Here is an 18,238-nt window from a genome sequence, read left to right on the forward strand (position 1 = left end):
TGCACGAACCAAAAAGGGCTCTCGCCCTACGCCCTCATCGCCTTGATCAGCGTTGCAGTTCCGAGGATCTTGATCACCCGCTTCAAGTTGTACGCCAGGACATGCAAGCACATCTCGGTGGCCACCCGAGGCAGCGTCTTGGTCAGGAAGTGACTTGATCCCATCCAGCCCTTGAGCGTGCCGAAGACGTGCTCGACGGTCTGACGGCGCAGCCTCATTGCTTCAGGTGCACCTTCGAGCCGTTCTTGAACGACATCCAGTACGTCTTCGTGTTCCCACCGCGAGATGCGCCGTTCCTTGCCCGTAGTACATCGCGGCTTCATGGGACATCGAGGGCAGTCTGACGACCAGTACTTGTGCTGGATCTTGCCGGCCTCTTCGGAAGTCATACGGTGGATGGCAATGCTGCCCGCCGGGCACCGGTACTGGTCTGCCTTGTCGTCGTACACGAAGTCGCGCTTGTCGAACAAGCCGGCTGCTGCGTTGTTCGATGTCATCGGCTTGGGTACCACCGCGGCAATACCCGCACGTTCGCACTCCAGGATTTCGTAGCCTTCGTAGTAGCCGCGATCTGCCAGCGCGATGAGCTCGTCTTCAGCGGTTGCTTCCTTGGCAAGCTTGGCCATGTGCGCCAGTTGATTGCGGTCATGGCCGACATTGGTGACCTCATGGGCCACGATCAAGTGGTGCTTGGCATCGACCACGGTCTGCACGTTGTAGCCGACGATGCCCGTGCCTCGGCCACTGGTGGCCATCGACCGCGCATCGGGATCGGTCAAGGAGATCTGTCCGTCTTCGGACGCCTTCATCTGTTCGCCGATCTCGTTCAATGCCTGGATCTGCTGCTTGACCTTGATGATCTTGTCCTTGAGGTGGGCGACCCGACCAGGCAGTACTGCAGCGGCGTCGCGGTCAGCGCGATCGAGTTCGACCAAGTAGCGCTTGATGCTCTCTTCCAGCTGCTCGATGCGAGCGGCAAGCTTGCGGTCGGTGAAGTTCTTGTCGCGGTTGTTGACTGCCTTGAACTTGCTGCCGTCGATGGCGACGATGCCGTCGGTGAACAGCTTCATCCGGCGACACAGCAGCACGAACTCCTTGCAGACCTTGCGGATGGCCTCGCCGTTGTCGCGGCGGAAGTCGGCGATGGTCTTGAAGTCCGGAGCCAGACGACCAGTCAGCCAGATCAGTTCGAGGTTGCGCTGCGCTTCTGTCTCCAGGCGCCGACTCGACTGCACCCGGTTGAGGTAGCCGTACACGTAGATCTTGAGTAGGGTCGCCGGGCTGTAGGCCGGGCGGCCAGTCGCCGCGGGCGCAGCGCGCTCGAAGCCCAACTTACCCAGATCAAGTTCTTCGACGAAGACATCGATGACACGGACCGTGCTGTCCTCATGGATCCAGTCATCGAGTCGCTCGGGGAACAGAACGCTCTGCGTTCGGTCCTGGCCTTCAACGTATCGCCCCATTGATCGCTCCCGCCGCAAGTGCTGGAGCTACGACTCTGTCGGTGCGAAAGAGTTTCCACACAGCCTCGACCCATAGGAGCCGCCGGCGGTTTTCTCAGCGAGCGACCGGTCTACCCAGGAACCTGACCTTCACTCACTCCGACGAGAAAGGCAGCGCTGGCGAGAGCTGTCGTTCGGGGACCGCAACCCCTTACTGGGGCCAGTTCCAGCTCAACGACTGTCTCTGCGGGCCGGCGACTGAGGCTGCCGACCCTGAGTTGATGCACGCCCGATCAACAACGGCGCCCGAAATCCGCTACCTGCTGCCGAGGTATGGCGGTTGCATCGCGACCTCGGCGCAATTGGGACACCCGACAGCAGGGGCTCCAACCCTCAGGCCGGCATCTTGCGAAACGCGATGGCGAATCGATTCCAGGCGTTGATGGTGTTGACGAGCAGCGTCAGGTCAACGAGCTCGGCAGGCGTGAAATGTGGCTGCACGCGCTCCCACACGTCGTCTGGCACACGCGTGTCCGCCACTCGTGTGACCGACTCGGTCCACTCCAAGGCGGCGCGCTCACGCTCGTTGAAGAACGGCGTCTCGCGCCAGACGGCCACGGTCGCCAGGCGCCGCTCACCTTCTCCTGCTTTGCGGGCGTCGGCCGTGTGCACGTCGATGCAGTACGCACAGCCGTTCATTTGCGATGCGCGCAGGCGTACGAGTTCGACCAGTGACTTCTCCAGGCCTGATCGGGCGATCTGCTGATCGAGGCCGGCCATGGCCTTCATGGCCTCTGGGCCGGACTTGAAAAAGTTGAGACGGGGTTCGATGGTGTTCTCCTTGAGTGGTGGATGGTGGTTGGATGCTTCTGGCTGATCCCAATTCAGGGGCAAAGAATCTTGGCGATGGGGCGGGCTCATGGCGCGCTGGTCTCCATCAATGGCTTGACCCGCAGCACGCTCACTAGCCCTGCCGCCAAAGTCAGCACCGCCCCGATCCCGAGACCGACTCTGGGTGCTGACTCGACGGATGCGACGGTGAACAGCAGGCTCATGACGACCCCACCCGCGGTCTGACCTGCAAGCCGTGCGGTGCCCTGCATACCGCCCGCGGCGCCCGCTCTTTCGGGTGGCGCCGAGAGGAACATGTTGCGGTTGTTGGGCACTTGAAAGAGGCCGAAGCCCAGGCCGCACAACATGGTGATCGGCACCAGCGGCAAGGCGCTGCCGTGCAGCGGCCAGAGTGAGGCCGCGGCAAGCCCCAGCGCGAGACAGGTACCGCCGGCCGCGCAAAGCCATGCCGTCGGTACGCGATTCGAGAGATAGCCGGACAGCGGGGCAGCGACAGCCACGGTCAGTGGCCAGGGCGTCATGTAGAGCCCGGTCATCAGGGTGTCCTGCCCGAGGCTGTGCTGTAGGTAGAAGGGCAAGGCCAGCAGACCCATGGTCATGCCTGCGAAGCAGCAGACCGAGGCCATCACCGAAATGCGGAATGACGGCGCGCGCAGAAGGTCCAGCGGAATCAAGGGCGCGGCCTTGGGCGTCTCCCGCCGGATCAGCGCTGCCAGGCTGAGCGCAGCCGCGGTAAGCAGAGCGGCTGCCAACACTGGCTGCTCCACCAACACTTCCGCGCCAACCACCAGCGATGCAAAGACTGCGGCATTCAGCGCCACACTGAACCGGTCAAGTGGCCGCGCCGTGCCGGCGAGATCGGGCAGTGCACGGCACGCGAGAAGCACCAGTCCGCCCAAGGGCAGGTTCAGCGCAAACAGCCAAGGCCAGCTCGCGCCGGACAGGAGCACCGCGCCAATGGTCGGGCCGGCCGCAGAGGACAGGGCAACCGCCAGCGCGTTCCACCCGATGGCCGCGCCGAGCTCGCGCGGGGGAACCACCATGCGCAGCAGCGCGATGCCCAACGCCATGATGGCGGCACCCCCGAGCCCTTGGAGGAAGCGGGCCGCGACGAGCCACGGCAGCGACGGCGCCAGTGCGCACAACGCGGACGCGGCCGTGAACAGCGCGACACCCATCGTGAAGACTCGGCGATAGCCCAGGCTTTCGCCGAGCGCGGCACAGGGCAGCAGGCACATCACCAGGGCGGTCTGGTAGGCCGTGATGATCCAGACCGCCATGCCCGACGTCACCTGGAGCGACCGCGCCATGCTGGGGAGCGCCACGTTGGTGATGGCGCCGTCCAGCACCGCCAGCACCATGGCCGCCAGCACGGCAGCGATCGCTGCGTTGCGCCGCGGGCCCTGCAGTCCAGAAGGCGCATCGTCTGTTTGCAGTGGGGATCGCACTGCCTCGCGGTCACCGTCCTGGGCCGCGGGTGGTGACTTCTTGAGTGCGGTCAAGGTTGCCTGGAACGGTGGCAACCGGTGGCGACTCAGGGCCAGGTGGACAGGATGGTTCACGGGGACCCCACGGTCCAGGCGCCGTCCCGCTCGACGTACCTCGTCACCCTGTGTTCTTCCTTGTCCTCCCTCTTCAGGTCTCGCTCCGTGAAGCGGAACAGCAGGGCGGGCCCGGTCATGCACAGCGTGTCGTGGATGTCTCCGGGCAGGTACACCTGGACCTGGCCAGGCCGCACCCGCGTTGAACCCCGCTTCACCAGCCGGACGCTGCCGTCTGGCGCTTCCAGCCGGCCGTAGGTGCCCATCTCGATTTCGCCCTGCTGGATTGCATAGATGACCCAGCCCCGGCCGTGGTCGTGGGGCGGTCTGTAGAGCCCCTCGGGTTCCGTGTGCGCCAAGAGCACGAACCCGTGCGTCGGGTCGCGGTACAGCTCTTGGTTGGCCGGCGCGTCCTTGTGCAACGCCGCCAACCAGTCCTCGGTGGCGGGCGCCTTGAGCAGGTCCTCCAGGTGTGCGCGACAGGCAGCGACCATGTCGGTGCTGAGCGGCCCCCAGGCCGACTTGATCCCCTCGATCAATGTATCAAACGTATTGCGAGCCATGAATTTCTCCTTGCGGTTCCGCTCGGACGAAAGCCGTTCAAGCGCATGTCCAGAAGATATTCATTCGCCAGAGATAGCGGAAGGCGCATCATTTGCACTCAGTTCGTGCGTCAAACGCCATGTCAGACCCGCAACGCTTGGAGCCACGGCTTGGCCAGACCCGATCTCAATCTGCTCTTCACCCTGGACGTGCTGCTCGCGGAAGGCAGCGTGGCGCGCGCTGCGCGGCGCTTGCACCTGAGCCCGTCGGCGATGAGCCGCGCGCTGGCGCGGCTGCGTGAGGCAACCGGCGATCCGCTGCTGGTGCGCGCGGGTCGCGGACTGGTGGCCTCGCCCCGGGCGCTTGAGCTTCGCGATTCCATCAGCCAACTCGTCCATGACGCCGAGGCGGCCCTGCGGCCCGCTGGCAAGCTCGATCTCGGGCAACTCGACCGGACGTTCACGCTGCGGGCCAGCGAGGGGTTCGTCGAGAACTTCGGGGCCAGCCTCCTGTCGCGTCTCGCCGCAGAAGCCCCTGGCGTTCGCCTGCACTTCCTGCACAAGCTCGACAAGGACAGTGGGCCGTTGCGCGATGGTTCGGTCGATCTGGAAACCGGCGTCGTGGACAAGGCCATCGGCCCGGAAGTGCGTGCGCAGGCCTTGTTCCGCGACCGCTACGTGGGCGTCGTGCGGGCGGGCCACCCGCTGAGCGAGGGGGACATCACGCCCGCCCGATTTGCCGCCGCAAGCCATGTCCACGTCTCGCGACGGGACAGCGACAAGGGCCCCATCGATGACGCCTTGGCGGGCATGGGGCTGCAACGACAGATCGCCACCACCGTCGGCGGCTTTGCGGCTGCGCTTGCGCTGGTTCGTGCCACGGATTGGGTTGCCTGCGTCCACGAACGACACACCGGCGCCCTGTATACCGGCATGCACAGTTTCGCGCTGCCAGTGCCCATTGCGCCGTTCACGGTTTCCTTGCTCTGGCACCCGCGTCTGGATGGCGATCCAGCACACCGCTGGCTGCGGGGGTGCGTTCGGGGCGTCTGCGCCGAGCAGCGTCCGGCGGCGTAGCGCACGGCAGCCCACACAGCTGTCGCGCCATCTGATCCCGGATGCCGGGGAAGCAGACCCTGGCGACTCCTATAGTCGCCCATGACCACCCCCTTGCTCGCCACCAAGCTCTTCGCGCCCCCACCGTCGCCGCGCAGCGTGGAGCGTCTGCGCTTGACGCAGCGCCTGGATGCGGGGTTGCGGGGCAAGCTGACGCTGGTCTGTGCACCAGCAGGATTCGGCAAGTCGACCCTTCTGGGCGCCTTGGTCCAGGCCTGTGAGCACCCCAGCGCCTGGCTGTCACTCGATGTGGAAGAGCGCGATCCGAACCGGTTTGTGGCCTACCTGACGGCCAGCCTCCGGTCCATCTCTGCCGATCTGGGTGAAGGTGCCTTGGCGCTGGCCCAGGCCCGCCCCAGGCCCTCTCCAGAAGCGGTGCTGGTCCATCTGATCAACCGCCTGGCCAAGCGGCGCGGCAGGCTGGTGCTGGTACTCGACGATTACCAGCTGGCCAGCAGCCCCGAAGTCGACGCGGTGCTGGCATTTCTGATCGACAACATGCCCGCGCCCTTGCATCTGGTGCTTGCTTCGCGCGAAGTGCCGGCCATCGCGTTGGCGCGCTTGCGTGCCCAGGGCCAATTGCTGGAGATCGGTCAGGACGACCTGCGCTTTCAGGCAGAGGAGACCCGTCTCTTTCTGAACCAATCGATGTCGCTCGGATTGACCGAGCCCCAGGTTCAGGCTTTGGACGCGCGCACTGAAGGCTGGCCAGCAGGCTTGCAGATGGCGGCCGTGTCTTTGGCGGGGCAAAGCGACGCGGACCGGTTCATCCGGTCCTTCACCGGCAGCCACCGGGTGGTGCTGGACTACCTGCTCGAAGAAGTGCTGCAGCGCCAGCCTGCGGACATCCAGGCGTTCTTGCTCAGCACGTCGATCCTGGACCGCCTGTGTCCAGAGCTGTGTGACGCCGTCATGCAGGCGGAAGTTGGCCACGCCTGCCTGCGCCACCTGGAGCAGTCCAAGCTGTTTGTCGTGCCGCTGGACGACGAGCGCCGCTGGGTCCGGTACCACCATCTCTTCGGCGCCGCGCTGCAGCAGCGTCTGCGCGAAACGCAAGCGCTGGCGCCCTTGCCAGCGTTGCATTTGCGAGCCTGTGCCTGGTACGAAGCCAACGGCATGGTCAGCCAGGCCTTGCGCCACGCGGTGGCTGCCGGCGACACCGCGCGCGCCATCCAGATGGTGCAGGGCAAAGGCATGCCGCTGTACTTTCTGGAAGACGCCGAGCCCGTGCTGCAGTGGTTGCAGGGCCAGCCACCGGAGTTGCTCGACGCGCATCCGCCACTCTGGCTGATGCTAGCGTGGTCGTACCTGGCGACCAGTCTGCACAGCGAGATGCGGGCCCCCATGCTCGGCGCCGAGGCAGCGATCGAATCGGCAGCGGCGCATCCGGCCTACCGAAGCTGGCGCGGTGAATTGAACGCTGTTCGCGCCTGGGAGGCGGTGGCCCGAGGCGATGCCCTGACGATTTCGCGCGAGGCTGCCCTGGCGCTGGAGTGGCTGCCCCAGGACAACCTGGCCGTGCGCACGGCAGCCCACTGTGCCCTGGGTGTGGCGCACCAGTTCAGCGGCGACCGACTGGCCGCCCAGCAGGTCTATGGTGACGTGGTGACGATGGCGGACGCCTGCGGCAATCGCATGATTTCGGTCGTCGCTTCCATCGCACTGGGGCATCTGCAGGAGAACGACAACCAGTTGCACCTGGCAGCGCGCACCTACGGGCGGGCGCTGCAGACGCTGGGCGATCAGCCCCACGGCGTGGCCTGCGAGGTTCACCTGGGCCTGGCGCGCATTCACTACGAATGGGACGACCTTCCCGCAGCGACAGTCCATGCGGAGAAGAGCAGCCGACTGGCCGCCCTGTTGGAATGTGACGCCGGACTGGGCGCGGACGTGTTGCTGGCGCAGATCCTGTTGTCCCGCGCCGAGACCGATGCGGCCTTGGGCCTGTTGACGAAGGCCAGCACCGCGGCACAGACCAGGAACCAGCACGGCGGCAGGCTCGCCATTGCACACGCCCAGGTGCAGGCCTTGTTGCAGACCGGTGAGCTCATCGCCGCCGCGCAACTGGCGCAGGACCCAGCGCTGCCTTTGGCACATGCCTGGGTCTTGCTCGCCCGGGGGCAGGCCCTGCAGGCACATGAGTGTCTGACCGCGTTCCTGGACGCCTCACGGGCCAGTGCGCCGGCCTCCGATGTACTGCGTGCGCTGTTGCTCGACGCGCTCGCTCTGGACGCCTTCGATCCATCGGAAGCGGCGCTGGCCGTGCTGGAAGAGGCCATGGCGTTGGCCGAGCCGCAGGGCTGCGTGCGCGCCTTTGTCGACCTGGGCAGACCCATGCAACGTCTCTTGACCAAAGCCACCCAGGATGCACGGCCCCGGTACACGGCCATGCTGCTGGAGGCGATGGAGATCCAGTTGGTGGCCTTGACGCCAATTGCGCCGCCGCCCAAAGAAGCTGCGGAGCAGCCAGCCGGCACGGTGCGAGCCATGGCAGACCCGCTGAGTCAGCGCGAACTGCAGATCCTGACGCTGATCTGCAAGGGCCTGTCCAACCAGGAAATTGGCCAGCAGATCTTTCTGTCCTTGAGCACCGTGAAGTGGCACAACCAGAACATCTTCGACAAGCTGGATGTGCAAAGGCGTACCGAAGCCGTGGCACGGGCACGGGAGCTGAATCTGTTGTGAACCTGCGGGGGTTCCGCAGAACCGCACTTTAGTGCGGCGACAGGGCGAGGTACGGCGGCCGACACTGCCTGCCAGGCGGTCGACATCGGGTTGGCGCCACGGTCCACCTCCGCTCTTGCCCCTTCGTCATGTCGCCTTTGCCCCGTCCTAGCTGGAAGCTGCTGAGCTCGCTCTGGATGCTGAGCCTCGTGCCCGTGATCGCCGGCGCGGTGCGTCTGTCGGGGCTGGCGGGGGGCGCGAATGGCGGCGGCGTCACACCCGAGAACGCGCGCTTCATGGCGAACCCGGCGCCGGTGGTCTTGCACGTCCTGTGCGCCAGCTTGTTCTGCGTGCTGGGCGCGCTTCAGTTCGATGCAGCGCTTCGGCAACGCTTCCCGCGCCTGCATCGCATCAACTGCAGGGTGGCCGCGCCCTGCGGCATCGTGGCGGCGTTGGCGGGTTTGTGGATGACGGCCGCGTACGCCATTCCTGCTGAGCTGCAAGGCCCGCTGCTGTACAGCGTCCGCATGGCAGTCGGGCTGGCCATGGCGCTGGCCGTCACACTGTCGGTCCATGCCGTGCTTCAACGCCGTATCGACCAGCACAAGGCCTGGATGGTCCGCGCCTATGCGCTGGGGCAAGGCGCCGGTACGCAGGTGCTGATCTTGTTGCCGGTGACCTTGATGGCCGGCGCGCCGACTTTCATCTTCCGTGATGTCCTCATGGCTTCGGCCTGGGGACTGAACGTGGTCTTCGCCGAATGGGTCATTCGACGCCGGCTGCCCTCCACCTGATTTCACCAAGAGAGATTCCCATGCGCAATTTGCTTCTTCCCCTTGCTGCCGTCCCGCTGAGTGTGTTGCTCTGTTCCTGTGGGTTCATGACTCCCGCTCAACAGTACGCAGGAGAGCGAAAGGTGATGTCGGAGATTGCAGTGATTCAGAGCTACCACGGCAGCCCAATGGGGGACGAGTACCACGCCACGATTTCGGGCTACTCCTCCAAGCCCGAAACGGGCCCGTCCGTGGTCAAGCGCTTCGGTCTTCCGGGCTTCACCGACTATCCGCGTGAGATTCAGCTGAACCCGGGGCTCTATGCCCTCGAGCTGTACTGCTTCAAGTCGCTGACCAAGCCCACCTTTCGGCCCACGCTGGAGATCTCTGTGAAGGCGGGCTACGCCTACACGGTGAAGTGTGACGCTACAGGGGGCAACGCCGCCGTCTTCGTCAGCCAGGAAACGCGGATGCTTTAACCCTCGACTTTGCGGTCGTTTCTGACCCCCGTCATTCACTGATCGGGGTGCCTGTCGGGCGGGCCGCCGCGCATCGATCCCACCTGTTTCTTCCATGGCCCCCAACGGTGGCCAGCCCCCTGGCGTGGGCTCTCCGCGGTGCCCGGCCCCAAGAACTCGCCCTCATTCCACATCACCTCAAAGGAGTTCTCCATGAACAGATTTCGCTACCTCATTGCGGCCACGGCCGTCGCCTCGCTCGCCGCATGCAGCACGGTCTTGCCCACCGCCCACAGCGGCTTCCTCAGCGACTACACAGCGCTGGCCGGGGGGCCGGATGCAGGCGCCGCAAGCCGGGCTTCGGCAGACCGCATCGACCCCGCCCACGTGACGGTGGATGCCGTGGCCTGGCGCGTGACGGGCAGCGCCGACATCAGCACTGAAGAGCGCGAGGCCTTGCTGGCCCTGCTGCGCAGTGAACTCCAGCAACGCGTGCAGGCGCTGCCCGCCCAGCCGCAGGGCCGCCCGGCCGTACTGCGCGCCGCGATCACCCGCGTTGAGACCGTCTCCCCGCTGCTCAACACCCTGAGTTCGCTGGTGCTGACCATCCCGCTGGAGCGTGGGGGCGCGGCGATGGAGATCGAAGCCGTCGACCCGCAGACCGGGCGACAGCTTGCGGCCTTGACGCCGGGCTGGCGCGCACCAGTGACGGAACTGATGGTTCGTTTCAGCAAGCTGGCAGCGGCCGAAGTTGCCATTCGCAAGGCTGCCGCCGACTTTGTGCTGCTGCTGCAAGTCGCGCCCGATGCCGGGAAGCAGACCGCACTGCGCTGAGGCCTGCTCAGGTAGCCCTGCAGCCGGCGACCGCTGGCGGTCGTCTCGCGCTTCGCTGCTCTGCCTTCGTCGCGTGGCGCTATTGCCATTCCGCAGTCTGGTCTGACACTCGAACACAACCCAACGAATTGGAGCACCCCATGCCTCGCCTTTTTCAGCGCATCCTGGCCTCGCTGGCCACGCTGCTCATCGCAGCACACGCGGACGCCTTCGAGGCCGGCTGGATGCAGATCCAGACCGCTGGTGCGACACCAGACGCCCCCAAGACGACGGTCGCTCTGTACTACCCGACGCTGGCCGCGCCGCGAGTCGTCGCCATGGGGCCGTTCTCGGTTGACGCTGCCATCGGCGGCAAACCCGTCGACAAGGTCAAGGCACTGATCCTGCTCAGTCATGGAATCAGCGGCACAGAGCTCGGGCACAGCACGCTGGCGCAAGCACTTGCCCGCAACGGCTATCTGGTCGCCGCGCTCCGTCATCCCGGCGACAACTACCAGGATCGGTCACTGCTGGAGAAGGGCCCCGAGCGCTACTTCGACGAGCGGCCGCGCCAAGCCTCCCGCGTCATCGACGCGATCCTGGCCGACCCGACTTGGAAGGCCCGCATTGCGGCCGACAGCCAGGGGCCTCTCGTGGGTGCGCTTGGACATTCGGCCGGCGGCTACACGGTGCTGGCGCTGGCAGGAGCCAAGCCTGACTTGTCCCGGATGAAGAAGCACTGCCAGGCCGAAGCATCCGAAGACCCGATCTTCTGCAGTCTGGCTCGCCCGGGTGAAGCGACGCCGCCGCCGCCCGTGGCCACGACCTCTCCCTCTCTCCTGCCTTCGCTGAAGGACGAGCGCGTTCGCGCGATCGTTGCGATGGCCCCGACAGGTGTGCTGCTCACCGCCGAATCGCTCGCTGCGGTTCGCTCGGCGACCATGATCTACGAGGCCGAACTCGATCGATTCCTGGTGCCGCGATTTCATGCTGAGTGGGTAGCGAGCAATCTGCCCGCAGCGAACCTGCATCGGGTGCCCAACGCCTGGCACTTCGCCTTCATGAATGCGCCCAGCATGCCCATCCCCAGCCACGACGGCGACGTCGCCGCGAACCCGCCGGGTTTCGATCGCACTGCGTTCCTGAATCAGCTCGCCGTCGAAATCACGGCCTTCTTCGGCAAGACCCTTCTTTAGCCCGATCGTTGGACGTCGCAAGCACCATGTCAGCCATCCACCCGTGTGAAGTCCCGTTGAACACAATGCTCCGAAGCTACAAAGACGGGCCGGGCTACGCCGACTGCTACGTCACCGAAGTTCAGGGCGCGATCACGCAGGAATTCTTCATCGAGGCGCTTTACACGTCGCCTTTGTTCAAAGTGGAGAGAACAATTCTCAAATACCTTGCCTCAAGACCCGCAACCGATGCTGAGGCAAAGCAGCTTGCGGCAGGCAAGGCTACCAAGTTCTCAGCGTGGCGCATCGAGCAGCAGTCGCCCTCAGAGCTGCTTCTTGCAGACTTCACTGGTCGCACAAGGTCATGGCTCATGGCAACACCAGGCACAGGATCAGCGACTGCGCCCAGTACGTTTCTCTACTTCGGCTCCGCGGTAGTGCCGCGCACGAGCCACGGCGCCATGAACCCAAGCATGGGTTGGCCATTCCACGCCCTGTCCGGCTTCCATCGCCTCTATTCACGGCTGCTTCTTTCAGCGGCAAGCCGGAGAGTTGCCTCGGCATAGCAAAACGTCGCATGGTGGCAAAAGGTGTCGAAGTGGATGCCCGCGCACTGGGACGTCGATGGCTTGGACGTCATGACCTGGCAAGCCTCCCTCATCATGTGGAACAGCGCCAACGGGTACTCAACTCAGGGAGTCGCCTGCACTGAATTCAGGAAGCGCCTGAATTCCGCCGATTGGTCCAGGCCGCGTCGGGCTGCCAGGCGCAGCAAGCTGCGGGCTTCTTCGGAGATTCGAAATGCGGTCGGGATCTCGAGCACCTGCGTACGCAGTGTCGAGTCATCCAGATCAGTCAGCTTGATCTCGATCGAAAAGATGTCGGCCTGCGATTCCGCGGCCCATCGGGGATCCGACCGCAGTTCCTTGCGCCACTGCTCGACCGCGTCGCTCAACACGAGCGATGTCTCCTTGGAAAAGCGCCCGAGGCCACCAAAGATCATCGCGCCCAGCGCGTCCGCCATACCCGGCACCGCGCCGCTGCGGTCGATGGGCAAACCATCATTGCTCTCCGAGTTCACCGAGATCAAGACAATGCGCCTGGGTACCGGGGTCGATGGCGACTGTCCAAGTCCGAGCATGGACATCACGGCGCCGACGCCCCCGGCCTTGGCCACATAGTCGGTGAGCCGGCGCGTTCCCAAGTTGTCCGACAGACCGCCGTCGACAAGATGGATGAAGGGGCGCCGACCGCCGGCCATCGATTCGAACTCGCCTTTGACAAGTCTCACCCGCGCCGAGTCAGCCTCCGCCGCGCTGCCGCCGGGCCCTGTTCGCGGCCGCTGGGCGCAGCCCTCGCTGTGGTTCTGCAAGGTGAGCGGACTGAAGAGCACCGGCACGGCGCTCGAGGAGGCGACTGCGATTGCCAGCGGCACGTGGTCAATCGATGAACACAGCAGCGCCAAACGATCGGACGTGAAGTTGAACTCGGCGCCGGTGGACAAGTCGGTGGCGCCGATAATCAGGTAAGGCCGGCCCTTGAGTTGCGACAGCTGCCCGAACGTGGTGGCCTTGAACAACGTGTCGTCCAGTTCGTCGGCCAGCACGTGCCCCCGCCCGTACCAGGGCGAGCTCAAGCGGTACAGGTTGCGTGGCGACAGCGCGGCACTGACCAGACGACCCTGGAAGTCGACGTCCAGAAAGTCGGCCGGAAATCGTCTCAGGTGCTCGCGTGCGCCGTGCAGCGCCAGATGTGCCGCCGTCACGCTGCCGCCGGAGACACCGGTCACCATGTCGATCTCGCGCGTCAGCGTTGTCTCCTGTCCTCGCCATACGAAAGGTGCGGCGTCGAGTTCGCTCAGTACCGCGTGTGCGAAGGAGGCCGCTCTGGAGCCGCCACCGGAGAAGTTGGCCACCACCAGCACATCCGGCAGGCGGCTGCTGTCGAACAGCTGCGCCAGTCCGTCGTACTGCACCGTCTCCTGCACCGCCAAGGCCGCATTGGACCAAGGTCGGGTGCTGGCGCAGCCTGCCGTGCCGAGCGCGATGCACAGGGTGGCGACAAACAAGGCGCAGCGCCGCAACAGCATCCTGTCGTTCATGGCAGAGCGTTCCTTGGGCAGTGGTGAGGTGTGCGGGTACCAAGGTCTTGTTGGCACAGGATTGCCTGACGCTCATTGCAGCGGGTACTGGAACTTGTCCGTGTAGTCGTCCAGTACCTTGGCAACCTGGAGCAAGCGCCGGTCACTGTAGCGCTTGCCGGCCACCTGGAGGTTTACGGGAAGACCGGATGGGCCCAAGCCGATGGGCATGGAAACCACCGGGCTGTTGGTGGTTGAGAAGACGGTCGTGTACGCCTGGGTGGCGAGGTAGTAGTGGATGTCCGCACCATCCACTTGCAACGGCTTGCTGTAGATCTTGAAATCGCCAAGCTTCTTGCTGTGCGCATGGTGCTTGAACGCGGTGGTCGCGCTGACAGGGCACAGCCACGCGTCGTAATCCGAGAGAAAGTTGTCCATCTTGGTGATGTACTGGCTTTGCAGCTCAAAGGCCTGCATCAGCTTCTTCACCGAAGTCGGGCCCACAATCTTTCGCTGCATCGGAAGGTTCTTCAGCGTGCCTTTCGAGAACAGATGACCGATGGCGCGCATCAAATTCGACATGTCGTAATTGCCTTGTGCCCCCACGAAACTACCCCAGGTTTCCCAGATTTCGTTGTAGTCCATTCCTTGCGGTTCAACCTTGTGGACGGTGGCACCCGCTTGAGCCAGTTTCTTCACAAAGGCATGCAGCTTGTCCTTGATCTCGGCACTCACTGGAACCCCACCAAAGTCATCGGCCCATGCAATCTTGAGTTTGGAGATGTCGACGTTTCCGCCCATGTCAGCCAGCAGCGGCGCGACATTTCTGTCATGGGATGTCGGTTGTGTGAACACGTCCAACGCCAGCGCCAGATCATCGATCGAACGCGCCAGCGGCCCGGCAACGGCCAGCGTGCGGTAGCCATTGATCTCGCCGGGGAGCGGGACGACGTGTCCTTCAAACGACACCACGCCATGCGTCGGCTTCAATCCATAGACGCCGCAAAAGCCGGCAGGAAGACGAATCGAGCCCGCCAGATCACTGCCCAGTGACAACGAGGTCATGCCCGTTGCCAGTGCAGTCGCGCATCCACCGCTGGAGCCACCCGGCGTGCGAGTGACGTCCCACGGATTGTTGGTCCTGCCGAAGATGGGATTGTCCGTTTGCATGTCCATCGCCAGGGTGGGTGTATTGGTCCTGCCAATGACGATGGCGCCAGCCTCTTTCAAGAGCGCGACCGCCACCGCATCGGTATCGGGGATGTGGTCCTTGAGCGGCAGGTAACCCGCCGTCGTGCGCGAGCCCTTGACGCGATAGGTGTCCTTGATCGTGATCGGAACCCCATGCAGGGGGCCGCATGGTTTGCCTTCGGCCCTGGAACGATCTGCCTGGTCTGCTTGAGCAAGTGCTTCTGCCTCGTTGAGCGTCACGATGGCGTTGTAAGCGGAGTTGTGTTTCTTGATTTGCGAGAAATAGGCCTCGGCAGTTTGACGAGAGGTCACTTCTCCAGTGCGAAGCATGGCGGCCAGTTGGCTGGCTGAAAGAAAGTTGAGAGATGGTTTCATGAATGCTCCGTTTGAGCTGAAAGTAGCGTTACTGCCGGCGGCACGGATCGATGGGAGTCGTTCATGATCGATTCGTCCATGCTGGGGTCGGCAACCCCAGCTCGGGCGGGCTCGTCCGGTGTCGCACCAGAGCCACCCCGAGCACCAGCATCCAGATCGGCAGCACGACGTTGTTGAGCGCTGCGATCGGCTCGACCCAGCCGGTCACGTTGCGCAGCATGGCCAACCAGCCCAGCAGGCTGGCCGACGCGCCGGCCACCAGCAGCCAGCGCCGTGCAGGTGCCGCCGCGCGGGTGAGCACGATGGCAGCGCACAGGAAAAACGAGTTCAGGAACAGCTCGCCCAGAAGCTCGCCGATGAAGTTGCCCAGGTAGCTGTTGGACGCGTCGAAGACCGCGGTGATGGCCTCGCGCGCGGCGGGCGATGCATCAGCGTAGGCGAGTGCAAGTTGCCAGTGCAGGCTGGGCCAGCGCAGCAGGCCCGCCATCATGGCGGCGGCACTCAGCAAAGCCAGGATCAAGGTCGCCCTGGCCGCCAGCGGCGTGGCATGGCGCCCGGCGGCGTAGATGCCGATGGCCGTGGGCAAGAGCAGCAACGGGATCAACCCGTACAGCACCCAGACCGCGCGGCCCCCTGGCCCCAGCGTCAGCAGCCGCGGCAAGACCTGCGCAGCTGGCAGGTCCAGCACATCGGGGTAGCCGAAGGTGCGCGCCAGCTCCACGAAGACGGCGGAGAACAGCAGCGTCGCGGCGATCAGCGAACCACCGCCCATCACCGTCGCTGCACGCGAAAACTTGGTTGACTCACGACTCACCCTAAACTCCTTCGGACACCCTGAGCGGCGTGGCAGAAGTGTGGAGTTGGCCGGTCCGATCAAGAATGACGGGACGCGCCACCCGCTTGACCCGGCGCGCCAGATTCCTTGCCTGAATGGAGCCCCGATGCGCGAGGCCACGATTGCGACGTCGCTGTTGATTGACTTTCTCGGTTTCCTCGGCCGTCGCGGCCTGGCTGCCGAAACGGTCTGTCGAGCGGCGCAGATCGACCCCGCTTGGGTCGACGAGCCCAATTCACGTGTCCCCGCCGCGGCGATGGAACGGCTGTGGGCCGCGGCGGAGCGACTCACCGGCGACGCCGACCTGGGCCTGCACAGTGCGGAGTCCTACAACCCCGGTGCGTTGAGCATCGTCGGCTACGTGATCCTCAGCTGTCGAACGGCTGGTGAGGCGCTGGAGCGCCTTGCACGTTATGCGCCGCTGCTGAACGAGGGTCTGCAGGTCAGGGTCGAACACAAGCAGGACACGACGATCTGCCGGTTCGGCGCGGCGGACGACCTCGACAGCTATCTGCGCCGCTCGCCGCGTCAGGCCATCGAGACCTTGGCTGCCGGCATCGTGCTCACGCTCGGGCGGCTGGCGACGCGGCCTCCGGTGCCGATCGCCGTGAGCTTCCAGCATGCCGCGCCTGCGTCCATCGTCGAACATGCGCGGCTGTTTGGCCCCGTGGTCCGTTTCGATCAGCCCGACAACGCCGTCGTGTATGCCACTTCGGCGTTGGCAGCAGGCATGCTGTCAGCCGATCCGGCGCTGCTGGAGGTGTTTGAGGGCGACGCCCGGCGGCGCCTCGAACAACTCAAGTCACATGGTGCAGTGAGTGGCCGGGTGCAAAGCATCGTCGGTGCGCGCCTGAAGGGCGAAGTGCCCAGCCTGGCCGTCATTGCCTCGGAACTGGCGATGAGTGAACGATCGGTTCAGCGCAGCCTCACCGAGGAGTCCACCTCCTACCGGGAAATCGTCGACGATGTCCGCAAGGACCTGGCGCTGTCTCACCTGTCGCGGCCTGGCGCCACAGCCGCCGACGTGGCGTTCCTGCTCGGGTTCTCTGAACCCAGCGCATTCACCCGCGCGTTCCGCCGTTGGACCGGGTCATCGCCCTCCCAGTTCAGGTGCGCCTGAGGCCACGATTCAGTACGAAGATCTGCTTTGACACCCAGCGGACGCAGGTGATGGCGGTGCCGGTTGCGCGGCACGTTGTGACGCAGAACAGGCTTTCTCAGCTGCCGAGCTCAAGCGGCCCGCGCCCGCTTCGGCTTGCCCTGAACCTGATCGCCGTGGCTTTGTACTCCTGGCCGTTATGGCAAGACTTGCATAACGGCCACGGTCGCCGACGGTAGGGGCGGCCAGTCGGGTGATGGCTTGCCAAGTCGGCATTGCGGCGATGCGGCGGGCGCATGAGTGCCTTCACGCTGCCAGCGCCTTGGCCGTGAGCTGCGCCTCGGTGCGCACCCAGGCCAAAAACGCTTGCAGTTCAGGCGTGAGGCGGGCGCCCGGCAAGGGCATCAGCCAATAAGCGGCGGGGCTGTCGATGCGACCCTCGGCGCCGAAGGGCTCCACCAACTCGCCCCGCGCCAGTTGTTCATGCACCATCGCCATGCGTGCCAAGGCCACGCCCTGCCCGGCCAGCGCCCCTTGCACTTGCTGGTGGGTGTAGTTCAAGTAGATCCAACTGCGCGGCTCCAGCGCGGGCTGGCCATTCAACTGCAACCAGCGGCGCCAGGTGAGGAACTGGGCGCTGGGGCGGTGGTCGTCTTCCTCCATCAGTGCGTGGCCCGCCAGGTCGGCCGGCTGTGCCAGCGGGGGCACTTCACCAGCGCGGGCGCGAGCCAGCAGCCAAGGGCTCACCACGGGAGTCAGTCGCTCGCCAAACATGCGCTCGGCTGCTGTGCCAGCGGGAATCACGTCCTCGAAACCATAGCGCAGCACCAGATCCAGTTCGGGGTCGTCCAGATCGGCCAGCGCATCACCGGCAGAAATGCGGATGTCGATGTCCGCATGCGCTTGTGCAAACGCAGCCAGGCGTGGCATCAACCACAGCGTGGCGAACGACGCAAAGGTGCTGACATTGACTTGCCGCCGCCCTTGCGAAACACGGATTTGGCGCACTGCGCGGTCGATGCGGTCCAGCGCCGGTAGCACCGCCTGGCGCAGCACTTCACCGGCCGCGCTGAGCTCCACACGCCGCGTGCCGCGATGAAACAGGCTCGCGCCCAGCGTGTCTTCCAAAGCCTTGATCTGCCGGCTGATTGCCGATTGCGTGATGAACAACTCCTGAGCCGCCGCGCTGAACGACAAGCGCCGCGCGACGGCCTCAAAAGTGCGCAGGCTGTCTAGGGCCAGGGGCCGACGGTTGGCGGGCGTATTCATGCTTGGCATTCAT

Annotated in this window: 16 protein-coding genes; 8 read left to right on the forward strand and 8 right to left on the reverse strand. The window is 64.9% G+C overall.

Annotated features, from left to right (window positions below):
- Positions 1 to 26 precede the first annotated feature (26 nt).
- The 4 genes from JMV16_RS02175 to JMV16_RS02190 all read right to left on the reverse strand — a co-directional run bounded on the left by JMV16_RS02175 (position 27) and on the right by JMV16_RS02190 (position 4,398).
- A complete protein-coding gene (locus JMV16_RS02175) occupies positions 27 to 1,463 on the reverse strand; it encodes an IS1182 family transposase (protein WP_201492501.1) in 1,437 nt (478 codons plus the stop codon).
- 372 nt (positions 1,464 to 1,835) lie between these two features.
- On the reverse strand, positions 1,836 to 2,273 hold the full coding sequence (locus JMV16_RS02180) for a carboxymuconolactone decarboxylase family protein (protein WP_201492816.1): 438 nt from the start codon (positions 2,271 to 2,273) through the stop codon (positions 1,836 to 1,838).
- Between the two features lie 86 nt (positions 2,274 to 2,359).
- The gene (locus JMV16_RS02185; protein ID WP_236580312.1) at positions 2,360 to 3,856 is read right to left on the reverse strand and encodes an MFS transporter; all 1,497 of its coding nucleotides are present in this window, start codon (positions 3,854 to 3,856) and stop codon (positions 2,360 to 2,362) included.
- A complete protein-coding gene (locus JMV16_RS02190; protein ID WP_201492502.1) occupies positions 3,853 to 4,398 on the reverse strand; it encodes a hypothetical protein in 546 nt (181 codons plus the stop codon). Before JMV16_RS02190 ends, JMV16_RS02185 begins: the two co-directional genes overlap by 4 nt.
- Before the next feature lie 150 nt (positions 4,399 to 4,548).
- Between JMV16_RS02190 and JMV16_RS02195 the strand changes: the two genes are divergently transcribed.
- From JMV16_RS02195 to JMV16_RS02225, 7 genes are all read left to right on the forward strand, one after another.
- Positions 4,549 to 5,454 carry a LysR family transcriptional regulator gene (locus JMV16_RS02195; protein WP_201492503.1) on the forward strand — a complete coding sequence of 302 codons (906 nt, stop codon included), beginning with the start codon at positions 4,549 to 4,551 and terminating at the stop codon, positions 5,452 to 5,454.
- Positions 5,455 to 5,547: 93 nt separating this feature from the next.
- Positions 5,548 to 8,178, forward strand: a complete 2,631-nt coding sequence (locus JMV16_RS02200; protein ID WP_201492504.1) for a LuxR C-terminal-related transcriptional regulator — start codon at positions 5,548 to 5,550, stop codon at positions 8,176 to 8,178.
- 176 nt (positions 8,179 to 8,354) lie between these two features.
- A complete protein-coding gene (locus JMV16_RS02205) occupies positions 8,355 to 8,951 on the forward strand; it encodes a DUF2306 domain-containing protein (RefSeq protein ID WP_201492505.1) in 597 nt (198 codons plus the stop codon).
- Positions 8,952 to 8,971: 20 nt separating this feature from the next.
- The gene (locus tag JMV16_RS02210) at positions 8,972 to 9,409 is read left to right on the forward strand and encodes a hypothetical protein (protein ID WP_201492506.1); all 438 of its coding nucleotides are present in this window, start codon (positions 8,972 to 8,974) and stop codon (positions 9,407 to 9,409) included.
- A gap of 138 nt (positions 9,410 to 9,547) precedes the next feature.
- Entirely contained in the window at positions 9,548 to 10,222 is a 675-nt protein-coding gene (locus tag JMV16_RS02215) for a DUF3313 family protein (RefSeq protein WP_236580313.1), read from the forward strand.
- Between the two features lie 140 nt (positions 10,223 to 10,362).
- Complete coding sequence (locus tag JMV16_RS02220; RefSeq protein WP_201492507.1) at positions 10,363 to 11,397, forward strand: alpha/beta hydrolase family protein; 1,035 nt, start codon at positions 10,363 to 10,365, stop codon at positions 11,395 to 11,397.
- Between the two features lie 26 nt (positions 11,398 to 11,423).
- Positions 11,424 to 11,942, forward strand: coding sequence for a hypothetical protein (locus JMV16_RS02225; protein WP_201492508.1), 519 nt, complete (start codon positions 11,424 to 11,426; stop codon positions 11,940 to 11,942).
- Between the two features lie 125 nt (positions 11,943 to 12,067).
- Here the strand turns inward: JMV16_RS02225 and JMV16_RS02230 are convergent, their stop codons facing one another.
- The 3 genes from JMV16_RS02230 to JMV16_RS02240 all read right to left on the reverse strand — a co-directional run bounded on the left by JMV16_RS02230 (position 12,068) and on the right by JMV16_RS02240 (position 15,899).
- Positions 12,068 to 13,477, reverse strand: coding sequence for a patatin-like phospholipase family protein (locus JMV16_RS02230; protein ID WP_201492509.1), 1,410 nt, complete (start codon positions 13,475 to 13,477; stop codon positions 12,068 to 12,070).
- 72 nt (positions 13,478 to 13,549) lie between these two features.
- Entirely contained in the window at positions 13,550 to 15,022 is a 1,473-nt protein-coding gene (locus JMV16_RS02235) for an amidase (protein WP_201492510.1), read from the reverse strand.
- A gap of 61 nt (positions 15,023 to 15,083) precedes the next feature.
- On the reverse strand, positions 15,084 to 15,899 hold the full coding sequence (locus JMV16_RS02240) for a DUF4386 family protein (RefSeq protein ID WP_201492511.1): 816 nt from the start codon (positions 15,897 to 15,899) through the stop codon (positions 15,084 to 15,086).
- 64 nt (positions 15,900 to 15,963) lie between these two features.
- Between JMV16_RS02240 and JMV16_RS02245 the strand changes: the two genes are divergently transcribed.
- Entirely contained in the window at positions 15,964 to 16,977 is a 1,014-nt protein-coding gene (locus JMV16_RS02245; RefSeq protein WP_201492512.1) for an AraC family transcriptional regulator, read from the forward strand.
- A gap of 285 nt (positions 16,978 to 17,262) precedes the next feature.
- On the opposite strand, the gene JMV16_RS02250 is transcribed toward JMV16_RS02245, so the two are convergent.
- Positions 17,263 to 18,225 carry a LysR substrate-binding domain-containing protein gene (locus JMV16_RS02250; RefSeq protein ID WP_201492513.1) on the reverse strand — a complete coding sequence of 321 codons (963 nt, stop codon included), beginning with the start codon at positions 18,223 to 18,225 and terminating at the stop codon, positions 17,263 to 17,265.
- Between the last annotated feature and the right edge of the window lie 13 nt (positions 18,226 to 18,238).

It is taken from the genome of Rubrivivax sp. A210, from assembly GCF_904426505.1.
In the GTDB taxonomy this organism is placed as follows: Bacteria; Pseudomonadota; Gammaproteobacteria; order Burkholderiales; family Burkholderiaceae_C; genus Rubrivivax.

Excerpts from the sequence above, each read along its gene's own strand:
- JMV16_RS02175 (WP_201492501.1), bottom strand. The coding sequence starts at position 1,463 with ATGGGGCGATACGTTGAAGGCCAGGACCGAACGCAGAGCGTTCTGTTC.
- JMV16_RS02190 (WP_201492502.1), bottom strand. The coding sequence starts at position 4,398 with ATGGCTCGCAATACGTTTGATACATTGATCGAGGGGATCAAGTCGGCC.
- JMV16_RS02205 (WP_201492505.1), top strand. The coding sequence starts at position 8,355 with ATGCTGAGCCTCGTGCCCGTGATCGCCGGCGCGGTGCGTCTGTCGGGG.
- JMV16_RS02210 (WP_201492506.1), top strand. The coding sequence starts at position 8,972 with ATGCGCAATTTGCTTCTTCCCCTTGCTGCCGTCCCGCTGAGTGTGTTG.
- JMV16_RS02220 (WP_201492507.1), top strand. The coding sequence starts at position 10,363 with ATGCCTCGCCTTTTTCAGCGCATCCTGGCCTCGCTGGCCACGCTGCTC.
- JMV16_RS02225 (WP_201492508.1), top strand. The coding sequence starts at position 11,424 with ATGTCAGCCATCCACCCGTGTGAAGTCCCGTTGAACACAATGCTCCGA.
- JMV16_RS02230 (WP_201492509.1), bottom strand. The coding sequence starts at position 13,477 with ATGAACGACAGGATGCTGTTGCGGCGCTGCGCCTTGTTTGTCGCCACC.
- JMV16_RS02235 (WP_201492510.1), bottom strand. The coding sequence starts at position 15,022 with ATGAAACCATCTCTCAACTTTCTTTCAGCCAGCCAACTGGCCGCCATG.
- JMV16_RS02245 (WP_201492512.1), top strand. The coding sequence starts at position 15,964 with ATGCGCGAGGCCACGATTGCGACGTCGCTGTTGATTGACTTTCTCGGT.
- JMV16_RS02250 (WP_201492513.1), bottom strand. The coding sequence starts at position 18,225 with ATGAATACGCCCGCCAACCGTCGGCCCCTGGCCCTAGACAGCCTGCGC.